Below are 10,949 nucleotides of genomic sequence, written 5' to 3'. Positions count from 1 at the left end.
TTCGGCTGGCGGATAACGCCGTCTACGCCCACCAGCTCGCCGAGCCGCTGAGTGCCCTGATCGTGGCGCTGGCCGACGACTACACCCATATTCTCACCAGCGCCTCGACCACGGGCAAGAATGTGCTGCCGCGGGTCGCCGCGCTCAGGGACGTCAGCCAGCTCTCCGAGATCGTCGCGGTCGACGGCCCGGACACCTTCAAGCGGCCGATCTACGCCGGCAACGCCATCGCCACGGTGAAAAGCGACGACGCGCTCAAGGTGATGACCGTGCGCACCACGGCGTTTGACGCCGTGGGCAGCGACAACGCCGCTTCGATCGAGGCCCTCGACACCGTGGTCGACAACGACCAGTCGCAGTTCGTCAATGAAGAGCTCGCGCAGTCCGACCGCCCGGAGCTGGGGGGCGCGAAGGTCGTGATCTCCGGCGGCCGCGGCATGGGCAACGGCGAGAACTTCAAGCTGCTCGACGGCATCGCCGACAAGCTGGGTGCGGCGGTCGGCGCCTCGCGGGCGGCGGTGGACGCGGGGTTCGTACCCAACGACATGCAGGTGGGTCAGACCGGCAAGATCGTGGCCCCGGATCTGTACATCGCGGTGGGCATCAGTGGCGCGATCCAGCACCTGGCGGGGATGAAGGACTCGAAGGTGATCGTGGCGATCAACAAGGACGAGGAAGCGCCGATCTTCCAGGTAGCGGATTACGGCCTGGTGGGGGATCTGTTCGAGCTGCTGCCGGAACTCGAGAGCAAGCTCTGATAGCGTAGACGTGCTATCCGCCTGCAGGCGGATGACCTAAAGCCGGTTGCTTGTCAGCCGGCTTTTTGTTGCGCGCCAATTAGATAAAGCGCTGATTGTTAGCTAAAGTGCTAGGGCGCGCAGCGCCAATGCACGTTTGCGTTTCGAGGAAAATTCCGCTCAAGCGGTTGAAAAGAGTAGGGCGTGACCACACCTACTCAGTGAACATCGAAAGTCACTCAAGGAGATGATGACATGGCACATACACTACCCGAACTGCCGTACGCCTACGACGCACTCGAGCCGAACATCGATGCGATGACGATGGAAATCCACCATTCGCGTCACCACAATACCTACGTGACCAACCTGAACAGCACGCTCGAAGGCACCGGCCTTGAAGATCTGTCGATCGAAGAGCTTGTATCCAATCTGGACCGCGTGCCGGAAGAGAAGCGTCAGGCCGTGATCAACAACGGCGGCGGTCACGTCAACCACTCCATGTTCTGGCAAATGATGTCGCCCAATGGCGGCGGCCAGCCCAAGGGTGACGTTGCCAAGGCAATCGACAGCGAATTGGGTGGCTTCGACACCTTCAAGGAAGAGTTCAAAAAGGCCGCTACCGGTCGTTTCGGCAGCGGCTGGGCGTGGCTCTCCGTAACGCCTCAGAAAAAGCTGGTCGTCGAGAATACGCTGAACCAGAACAGCCCCTTGATGGACGGCAACACGCCGATTCTGGGTCTGGACGTGTGGGAGCACGCCTACTACCTGAAGTATCAGAACAAGCGCCCGGACTACATTGCCGCCTTCTTTGAAGTCGTCAACTGGGACGAAGTCGAGCGTCGCTACCAGGCCGCTATTGCCTAAGACGTTGACCGATTAGCAAGGCGCCTTGAGCGCCTTGTCGAAAGCCCGGCTCCGGTCGGGCTTTTTGCTGCGCGTCTTATGCGCAGGCCCCATTCGCATCGCCTCCTGAAACGTTCTCTTTTGCCGCCTTGCTGCCTCCTTCATCTCCACGGTTTTTGAACGTCCATTGTTGGCATTTGGCTCAGCATGCCACCACGCGAATATTTGCGCTTTTTTCCGGCTCGCTTTTGACCCAGGCACAGCTTTTTTATCGCCAAAAATCGAAGTGGATAACCTTCTAAAACCCGGCCGTAAATGGGGCTAAAAACGGCTTTAATCGATAGATATCGCGCTTGCAATTCGCTTTTTTTCAAAGCCTTTCACGGGTGGGCCGCGCCGCTGCGCTGGGTACACTTTGTCAATAACCTGTGGATTAAAAAATACCATATATGCTTGAATTGATTTTGTGGTGGTCTATATATAGTATGCGTAGTCTGTTTAGAGGGGGTCGGGCACAACCGGTGCTCTAGCCCAAAAACGCCGCTATGAAAAGGAAAAAATAGCCATGGCCATCCAGATTTACAGCAAGCCCGCCTGCGTTCAGTGCACCGCCACTTACCGCGCGATGGACAAGCAGGGAATCGAGTACACCGTGATCGATATCACCGCCGAAGATGGCGCCCAGCAGGAAGTCGAGGCGCTGGGCTATCGCCAGCTGCCCGTGGTCGTGGCCGGTGACGATCACTGGTCGGGCTTTCGTCCGGATCGCATCCAGGCACTGGCTTAATTTCGTGCCATGCTGACGGACGCTCACGCACCGTTGGCTGGCACGCTGGTGTATTTTTCCACCCGGTCAGGCAACACCCATCGTTTCGTGGAAAAGCTGGGACTGACGGCGCACCGGCTGCCGATCAACCGCAACGACCCGGTCCCTCATATCGACACGCCTTACGTGCTCATTACCCCAACGTATGGTGGGGGCGGTACGCAAGGGGCGGTACCGGGTCCGGTGATCCGCTTTTTGAACGATGAGCATAACCGGCGCCTCATCCGAGGCGTCATTGCCGCTGGCAATACCAATTTTGGCGAGGCTTACGGGCTGGCGGGGCGCATCGTCGCTCAGAAGTGCCAAGTGCCGCTGCTTTATCGATTTGAGCTTTTGGGCACTGACGATGACGTCGCCAGGGTTCGCAAAGGAGTAGAAGAGTTTTGGAAACGACAAACGTAGCCACTACCAACGTGCCTGAAACGAAAAAACCGGCGGCAGAAGCGAGCCAGACGCGTACGCTGGACTATCACGCGCTGAACGCGATGCTGAATCTTTACGGTGCCAACGGCGAGCTTCAGCTCGACAAGGACCGCGAGGCGGCGCGCCAGTACTTTCTGCAGCACGTCAATCAAAACACGGTTTTTTTCCACTCGCTGGAAGAGAAGCTCGACTACCTGGTAGAAGAGGGCTACTACGAAGCCGAAGTGCTCAACCAGTACGCGCCGGCTTTCGTCAAGGCGCTGTTCGAGCAGGCCTACGCCTACAAATTTCGTTTCCCAAGCTTTCTGGGCGCGTTCAAGTACTACACCAGCTATACGCTGAAAACCTTCGATGGCAAGCGCTATCTCGAGCGTTACGAAGACCGCGTATGCATGGTGGCGCTAACGCTTGCCCGCGGTGACGAGCAGCTTGCCAAATCGCTGGTCGACGAGATCATCAGCGGGCGCTTCCAGCCGGCCACACCGACGTTTTTGAACTGCGGCAAGCAGCAGCGCGGTGAGCTGGTATCGTGCTTTTTGCTGCGTATCGAAGACAACATGGAGTCGATCGGCCGCTCGATCAACTCGGCGTTGCAGCTCTCCAAGCGCGGCGGCGGCGTGGCGTTCTTGCTGAGCAACATTCGTGAGTCCGGCGCACCGATCAAGCGCATCGAGAACCAGTCCTCCGGCATCATTCCGATCATGAAGCTTTTGGAAGATGCCTTCTCCTACGCCAACCAGCTCGGCGCGCGCCAGGGCGCGGGGGCGGTCTACTTGAACGCCCACCACCCGGATATTCTGCGCTTTCTGGATACCAAGCGCGAAAATGCCGACGAGAAAATCCGTATCAAGACGCTCTCGCTTGGCGTGACCATTCCGGATATCACGTTTGAGCTCGCCAAGCGCAACGACGACATGTATCTGTTCTCGCCTTATGATGTGGAGCGGGTCTACGGCAAGCCGTTTGGCGATATCAGCGTCAGCGAGCACTACCACGAGATGGTCGCGGACGCGCGCATTCGCAAGCAGAAGATCAACGCGCGCGCCTTCTTCCAGACGCTTGCTGAGCTTCAGTTCGAGTCCGGCTACCCCTACATAATGTTCGAAGACACGGTGAACCGGGCCAATCCGATCGCCGGGCGCATCAACATGAGCAACCTGTGCTCGGAGATTCTGCAGGTCAACACGCCGACCGAGTATGATGAAAGCCTGAACTACAGCAAGATCGGTCAGGACATCTCCTGCAACTTGGGCTCGATGAACATCGCCAAGGTGATGGATTCCGGCGATATCGGCACCAGCGTAGACATCGCCATTCGTGGCCTGACCGCCGTCTCCGAGATGAGCAACCTAAAGAGCGTGCCCTCGATCGCCGAAGGAAACGCCAAGTCACGCGCCATCGGCCTTGGCCAGATGAACCTGCACGGCTTTTTGGCTCGCGAGCACATCTATTACGGCTCGGAAGAGGGGCTGGATTTCACCAATCTCTACTTCTACTGCGTAGCGTTTCACGCCATTCGCGCGTCGAATCAGCTGGCGATCGAGCATGGCGACACCTTCGCGGGCTTTGCCGACTCCACCTACGCTTCGGGCACCTTCTTCGACAAGTACACTGATGATGCGTGGCTGCCGAAGACCGAAAAGGTGCGCGGACTCTTCGAGCGCAGCGGCATCGCGCTTCCGACCCAGGGCGACTGGGAGCAGTTGAAAAAGTCGGTCATGGCTCACGGCCTTTACAACCGTAACCTGCAGGCCGTACCGCCGACCGGTTCGATCTCGTATATCAACCACTCCACCTCGAGCATTCACCCGGTGGCGGCGAAGATCGAGATTCGCAAGGAAGGCAAGCTCGGCCGCGTCTACTACCCGGCGCCTTTCTTGAACGAAGAGAACTTCGACTACTTCCAGGACGCCTACGAGATCGGCCCCGAGAAGATCATCGACACCTACGCCGAGGCGTCCAAACACGTCGATCAGGGCCTGTCGCTGACGCTGTTCTTCCCGGATACCGCCACGACGCGCGACATCAACAAGGCGCAGATCCACGCGTGGCGCAAGGGCATTAAAACGCTTTACTACATTCGTCTGCGTCAAAGCGCGCTGGAAGGCACCGAAGTTGAAGGCTGTGTTTCCTGCACGCTGTAACCACGTAACGAAAGAGACCGCACAATGAACACCATGCAACGCCTATCACGGGTCGACGCCGTTAACTGGAACCGGCTGCAGGACGACAAGGACCTGGAGGTCTGGAACCGTCTGACGAGCAACTTCTGGCTGCCGGAAAAAGTGCCGCTGTCCAACGATATTCAGTCCTGGAACACGCTGACTCAGCAGGAAAAACAGCTGACCATCCGCGTCTTCACGGGTCTGACGCTTCTGGATACCATCCAGGGCAGCATCGGTGCGCCAACGCTGATGGAGGACGCGCGCACGCCGCACGAAGAGGCGGTGTACACCAACATCGCCTTCATGGAGTCGGTACACGCGCGCTCCTATAGCTCGATCTTCTCGACGCTCTGTACCACGCGCGACGTTGACGACGCCTTTCGCTGGAGCGAAGAGAACCCGATGCTCCAGGCAAAGTCCGAGCTGATTCTCGAGCGCTATCGTGCAGACGACCCCTTGATGCGCAAGGTCGCCAGCGTCTTCCTGGAGTCGTTTCTGTTCTACTCCGGCTTCTACCTGCCCATGTACTGGTCGAGCCACGCCAAGCTCACCAACACGGCGGATCTGATCCGTTTGATCATTCGCGATGAGGCAGTGCACGGCTACTATATCGGTTATAAGTTCCAGCAGGCCCTCAACGAGGCCACTCCGGAGCGCCAGCAGGCGGTCAAGGATTACGCCTACGAGCTGCTTTTGGAGCTTTACGACAATGAGGTGCGCTACACCGAGTCGCTCTACGACGCGGTCGGCCTGACCGAGGACGTGAAGAAGTTTTTGCACTACAACGCCAACAAGGCGCTGATGAACCTGGGCTTCGAGCCGCTCTTTCCGAGCAGCGTGACCGACGTGGACCCGACCATCATGGCCGCACTATCGCCCAGCGCCGATGAGAACCACGACTTCTTCTCGGGCTCCGGCTCGTCCTACGTGATCGGCAAGGCGGTCGCCACCGAAGACGACGACTGGGCGTTTTGAGGCCGTCGCATGAGCGATAGCGTCGTTTCAGCGGGAGCGCCCACCGGGGCGCCCGCACATACGCTGCACATCGCCGCGGCGCTGGTCATCAACGCCGTGGGCGAGCTTTTGCTGGTGCGAAAGCGGGGGAGCCGCTTCTTCATGCAGCCCGGCGGTAAGATCGAACCCAACGAGCCCGCCCGCCAGGCGCTGGTTCGCGAGCTCGAAGAGGAGCTTGGCGTCGTCGTGGCGTCTGAGCGTCTCGAGTACATGGCGCGCCTCAAAATCGAGGCCGCCAACGAGCCGGATACGCTGATCGATACCGAGCTTTTTCGTCTGGACCTTGATGAGCACGTCGAGGCGGCGGCGGAGATCGCCGAGGCGGTGTGGGTCACGCCGCACAGCGCCCAGGCACTTGCGCTCGCACCGCTGACTCGTGAGCACGTTCTGGCGCTGGCGCACTGCGGCTGAAGCGTTCTTGACACTGGTTTTGGCCCTGCGGGGCAAGCCGGGCGCCGGTGTCTCGTGGCTTGAAAGTCTGCTAGTCTACGCGCCTGCCCGTCAGTGGGCAGGCGCTTTTGCGTTTGAAACGAACCCTCAAGCCATTGATAGCGATATGTGATCCCTGGTATGGATCACCACTGCGCTCAAGGAACACCCGAATGCCCATAGTTACACTGCCCGACGGCAGCCAACGTACGTTTGACGAACCGCTTTCCATCATGGCTTTCGCCGAGTCCATTGGCCCTGGTTTGGCCAAGGCGTGCGTGGCCGGAAAGATCGACGGTGTGCTGGTCGATGCGGCCGACATGATCGAGCACGACGCCGAGGTCGCGATCATCACCGCCCGCGACCCGGAAGGCGTCGACATCATTCGCCACTCCAGCGCGCACCTGATTGGGCATGCGGTAAAGCAGCTCTACCCCGACGCCAAAATGGCGATCGGCCCGGTGATCGAAAACGGCTTTTATTACGATATCGACTTTGGCCGCTCGGTCACGCCGGACGATCTGGACGCGATCGAGAAGCGCATGCAGGCGCTGATCGACACCGAGTACGATGTCGTTCGCGAATACGTCGACCGTGACCAGGCGCTGGCAACCTTCGTTGCTCGCGACGAGCCCTACAAGCAGGAGATCGTGCGCGAGATCCCGGACGGCGCGGCCATCCGCCTGTACCACCACGAAGAGTACACGGACATGTGCCGGGGCCCGCACGTGCCCAACACGCGTCATCTAAAAGCGTTCAAACTGACCAAGCTGGCCGGTGCCTACTGGCGTGCAGACGCCTCCAACGCCATGCTCACGCGCATCTACGGCACGGCCTGGGGCGACAAAAAGCAGCTCAAAGCGTACTTGAAGCGCTTGGAAGAGGCGGAAAAGCGCGACCACCGCAAGCTGGCGCGCAAGCTCGATCTCTTCCACATGCAGGAAGAGGCGCCGGGCATGGTGTTCTGGCACCCCAACGGCTGGGCGCTGTGGCAGCAGGTCGAGCAGTACATGCGCGGCGTCTATAAAGAGGGCGGCTACCAGGAGATTCGCTGCCCGCAGGTCATGGACGTGTCGCTGTGGAAAAAGTCCGGCCACTGGGACAACTACGCCGATGGCATGTTCTTCACCGAATCGGAAAAGCACGAGTACGCGCTTAAGCCGATGAACTGCCCGGGCCACGTCCAGGTGTTCAACTCGGGCCTTCGAAGCTACCGCGAGCTTCCGGTGCGCTTTGGCGAGTTCGGCGGCTGTCACCGCAACGAGCCCTCCGGCGCGCTGCACGGCATCATGCGCGTGCGAGCCTTTACCCAGGACGATGGCCATGTCTTCTGCACCGAAGAGCAGGTCGAGCCGGAAGTCACGAGCTTTCACCGTCAGGCGCTGAAGGTGTACCAGGACTTCGGTTTCGAGGATATCGCGATCAAGATCGCGCTGCGCCCGGAAAAACGCATCGGTAGCGACGAGGTGTGGGACCGTGCCGAAGACGCGCTGCGCGGTGCTTTAAAGGCCTGCGACGTCGAGTGGCAGGAACTTCCCGGCGAAGGCGCGTTCTATGGCCCCAAGATCGAGTATCACATGAAGGACTGCTTGGGCCGCGAATGGCAGGTCGGCACCATGCAGGTTGATTTCATGATGCCCGAACGCCTTGGCGCGCAGTACGTGACCGAAGGCGGCGAGCGCAAGGCGCCGGTCATGCTGCACCGGGCGATCGTCGGCTCCATGGAGCGCTTCATCGGTATCCTGATTGAACATTATGCCGGCGCTATGCCATTATGGCTGGCACCCGAGCAAGTGGTGATCATGAATATCACCGATTCGCAGCGTGATTATGCGCTGGAATTGGAGAAACGCTTGCAAAAAAGCGGTCTTCGCGTCAAGGCAGACTTGAGGAACGAGAAGATCGGCTTTAAAATCCGTGAGCATACGTTACAGAAAATTCCCTATCTTCTTGTGGTCGGAGATAAGGAAGTCGAAGCTGACTCAGTGGCCGTGCGAACTCGCAGCGGCGAAAACCTCGGCACCATGACCGTCGATGACTTCATCGAACGCGCAAGTGCCGAGAGAGCAGCCCTGGCGACATCGTCAATTGCCTAAGGAGACAGAGCAATCAAGCGAAGCAACCCGCGCGGGCGTCCAGCAGACAAACGCCCACCAATGAACGAGCGTATTACCGAAGAAGAAGTCCGTTTGATCGATGCAGAAGGTGAGCAGTTGGGTGTTGTGCCCACCACCGAAGCGTTGGAACGGGCTGAAGCTGCCGGTTTGGACCTCGTGCAAATTTCGAATGCCGATCCTATCGTCTGCAAGATTATGGATTACGGCAAATTTGTTTTTGAAACGAAGAAACAAAAAGCGGTTCAGAAGAAAAAGCAAAAGCAAATCCAGGTCAAGGAAGTTAAATTCCGGCCCGGCACCGACGAAGGCGATTATCAGGTCAAGCTTAAAAACCTGATTCGCTTTCTTGAAGGTGGTGACAAAGGCAAGGTCACTTTGCGTTTTCGCGGTCGCGAAATGGCGCACCAGGACATCGGCCGCAAGCTGATGGAGCGGGTCGCTGCTGACCTCGAAGAGATCGGTACGGTGGAATCCTTCCCGAAAATGGAAGGCCGCCAGATGATCATGATTCTTGCCCCCAAGAAGAAGTGATCCAACGGCGAATTTAACGGGTCAGCGCCTGGCGCTGACCGGCCTTGGGTTTTCTAAAAAACATCGAGCGGAGTTTTTCTCATGCCGAAAATCAAAAGCAACAGCGGCGCTGCCAAGCGCTTCAAGAAGACGGCTAACGGCTTCAAGCACAAGCAGTCTTTCCGTAGCCACATCCTGACCAAGAAATCGACCAAGCGTAAGCGTCAGCTTCGCGGTATGAAGCAGATTCACTCGGCTGACAAGCCGCTGATCCAGCGCATGCTGCCGAATCTGTAAGTCGTTTTTCGAATTTTTTAAAGTCAGGAGTGTGTCATGACTCGAGTCAAGCGTGGCGTTGTCGCCCGTCGTCGTCATAAGAAAGTACTGAAGCAGGCCAAAGGCTACTACGGTGCTCGTTCGCGCGTTTTCCGCGTTGCCAAGCAGGCCGTCATCAAGGCCGGCCAGTACGCGTACCGCGATCGTCGTAACCGCAAGCGTCAGTTCCGTGCCCTGTGGATCCAGCGTATCAACGCCGGTGCCCGCATCAACGGCATGTCCTACAGCCGTTTCGTTGGTGGCTTGAAGAAAGCTGGCATCGAAATCGACCGTAAGGTACTGGCGGATCTGGCGGTTCACGAAAAAGCAGCGTTTGCTGCCATCGTGGAAAAAGCCAAGGCTGCCCAATAAGGTTTTAGGCCCGCTTTGGCTTGAAACCAGGGTCATGTCCCTATGACCCGTGCAGGGGAAGAGCAGCCGCTCTTCCCCTGTTTTTTTGCCATTAAAAAATGGCAAGTAAGGCCCCGTTATGGCGACGCCTTATTGGATGAAAACCGCTTAATTCGGAGTTTAATGGATGGACCACCTGCCTACGCTGGTATCAGAGGCGCGCGACGCGATCAAGGCCGCGCAGAGCGTCGCTGAGCTGGACGAATTACGAGTTCGCTACCTGGGCAAGAAGGGCGAGGTCACCGCGCTTTTGAAAGGGCTGGGTAAGCTCAGCGCCGAGGAGCGCCCGGCGGCGGGCGAGCGTATCAACCAGGCGAAGCAGACGTTAGCGGGCGAAATCGACGCCAAGCGTTCGGCGCTGGAGAGTGAAGCGCTCAACGCTCGCCTGGCGGCGGAAAAGATCGACGTGACGCTTCCGGGGCGCGCTCAGGCGCCGGGCGGGCTACATCCGGTCACGCGTACACTGGAGCGTATCGAGAGCCTGTTCACCCGTATCGGCTATGACGTAGCAGTGGGGCCTGAAATCGAAGACGACTACCACAACTTCGAAGCGCTCAACATTCCCGCGCATCACCCGGCGCGCGGCATGGCGGACACCTTCTATTTCGACGCCACGCGGCTTCTGCGTACCCACACCTCGCCGGTCCAGGTGCGCACGATGAAAGAGAGCGAACCGCCGATTCGCATCGTTTGCCCCGGACGGGTCTATCGCAGCGACTCCGACCTCACTCACACGCCGATGTTTCACCAGGTCGAGGGGCTGCTGGTCGACGAAGGCGTAAGCTTTGCCGATCTCAAGGGCACCATCGAAGACTTTTTGCAGGCGTTTTTCGAGCGCGACGATCTGGACGTGCGCTTTCGCCCCTCCTATTTCCCGTTCACCGAACCCTCTGCCGAGGTAGATATTCAGTGCGTGATGTGTAGCGGCGACGGCTGTCGGGTCTGCTCGCACAGCGGCTGGCTCGAGGTGATGGGCTGCGGCATGGTGCACCCTGAGGTCTTCAAGCACTCCGGTATCGATACCGAGCGCTACACCGGTTTCGCCTTCGGCATGGGCGCCGAGCGCCTGGCGATGCTGCGCTACGGCGTCAACGACCTGCGCCTGTTTTTCGAAAACGACCTGCGCTTTTTACGTCAGTTTGCCTAACCACGCCGC

The 10,949-nt window shown here is 58.8% G+C and carries 12 protein-coding genes; all 12 read left to right on the top strand.

Going from position 1 to position 10,949, the window contains the following annotated elements:
* Positions 1–758: electron transfer flavoprotein subunit alpha/FixB family protein (locus MQW23_RS19100; RefSeq protein WP_252109814.1), on the top strand; the 758-nt coding region annotated here is incomplete at its 5' end.
* Positions 759–992: 234 nt separating this feature from the next.
* Positions 993–1,604: a superoxide dismutase gene (locus tag MQW23_RS19095; protein WP_252109813.1), complete on the top strand. Its 612-nt coding sequence runs from the start codon at positions 993–995 to the stop codon at positions 1,602–1,604.
* 544 nt (positions 1,605–2,148) lie between these two features.
* Positions 2,149–2,370 carry a glutaredoxin-like protein NrdH gene (gene nrdH / locus MQW23_RS19090; protein WP_252109812.1) on the top strand — a complete coding sequence of 74 codons (222 nt, stop codon included), beginning with the start codon at positions 2,149–2,151 and terminating at the stop codon, positions 2,368–2,370.
* A gap of 9 nt (positions 2,371–2,379) precedes the next feature.
* On the top strand, positions 2,380–2,811 hold the full coding sequence (gene nrdI / locus MQW23_RS19085) for a class Ib ribonucleoside-diphosphate reductase assembly flavoprotein NrdI (RefSeq protein WP_252109811.1): 432 nt from the start codon (positions 2,380–2,382) through the stop codon (positions 2,809–2,811).
* Complete coding sequence (gene nrdE / locus MQW23_RS19080; protein ID WP_252109810.1) at positions 2,793–4,976, top strand: class 1b ribonucleoside-diphosphate reductase subunit alpha; 2,184 nt, start codon at positions 2,793–2,795, stop codon at positions 4,974–4,976. Before nrdI ends, nrdE begins: the two co-directional genes overlap by 19 nt.
* A 24-nt stretch (positions 4,977–5,000) precedes the next feature.
* Positions 5,001–5,972 carry a class 1b ribonucleoside-diphosphate reductase subunit beta gene (gene nrdF, locus MQW23_RS19075; protein ID WP_252109809.1) on the top strand — a complete coding sequence of 324 codons (972 nt, stop codon included), beginning with the start codon at positions 5,001–5,003 and terminating at the stop codon, positions 5,970–5,972.
* A gap of 9 nt (positions 5,973–5,981) precedes the next feature.
* Complete coding sequence (locus MQW23_RS19070; protein ID WP_252109808.1) at positions 5,982–6,422, top strand: NUDIX hydrolase; 441 nt, start codon at positions 5,982–5,984, stop codon at positions 6,420–6,422.
* Positions 6,423–6,613: 191 nt separating this feature from the next.
* A complete protein-coding gene (thrS, locus tag MQW23_RS19065; protein WP_252109807.1) occupies positions 6,614–8,536 on the top strand; it encodes a threonine--tRNA ligase in 1,923 nt (640 codons plus the stop codon).
* Positions 8,537–8,596: 60 nt separating this feature from the next.
* A complete protein-coding gene (infC, locus tag MQW23_RS19060) occupies positions 8,597–9,088 on the top strand; it encodes a translation initiation factor IF-3 (protein ID WP_252109806.1) in 492 nt (163 codons plus the stop codon).
* Between the two features lie 81 nt (positions 9,089–9,169).
* The gene (rpmI, locus tag MQW23_RS19055; protein ID WP_252109805.1) at positions 9,170–9,364 is read left to right on the top strand and encodes a 50S ribosomal protein L35; all 195 of its coding nucleotides are present in this window, start codon (positions 9,170–9,172) and stop codon (positions 9,362–9,364) included.
* A gap of 36 nt (positions 9,365–9,400) precedes the next feature.
* On the top strand, positions 9,401–9,754 hold the full coding sequence (gene rplT, locus MQW23_RS19050; protein WP_009097607.1) for a 50S ribosomal protein L20: 354 nt from the start codon (positions 9,401–9,403) through the stop codon (positions 9,752–9,754).
* Between the two features lie 166 nt (positions 9,755–9,920).
* A complete protein-coding gene (pheS, locus tag MQW23_RS19045; RefSeq protein ID WP_252109804.1) occupies positions 9,921–10,940 on the top strand; it encodes a phenylalanine--tRNA ligase subunit alpha in 1,020 nt (339 codons plus the stop codon).
* Positions 10,941–10,949 lie beyond the last annotated feature (9 nt).

Source organism: Halomonas sp. S3-1-1, assembly GCF_023757625.1.
Classification (GTDB): Bacteria; Pseudomonadota; Gammaproteobacteria; order Pseudomonadales; family Halomonadaceae; genus Vreelandella.
The sequence above is the reverse complement of the archived record's forward strand: the minus strand, read 5'-3'. Positions and strand labels throughout refer to the sequence as shown.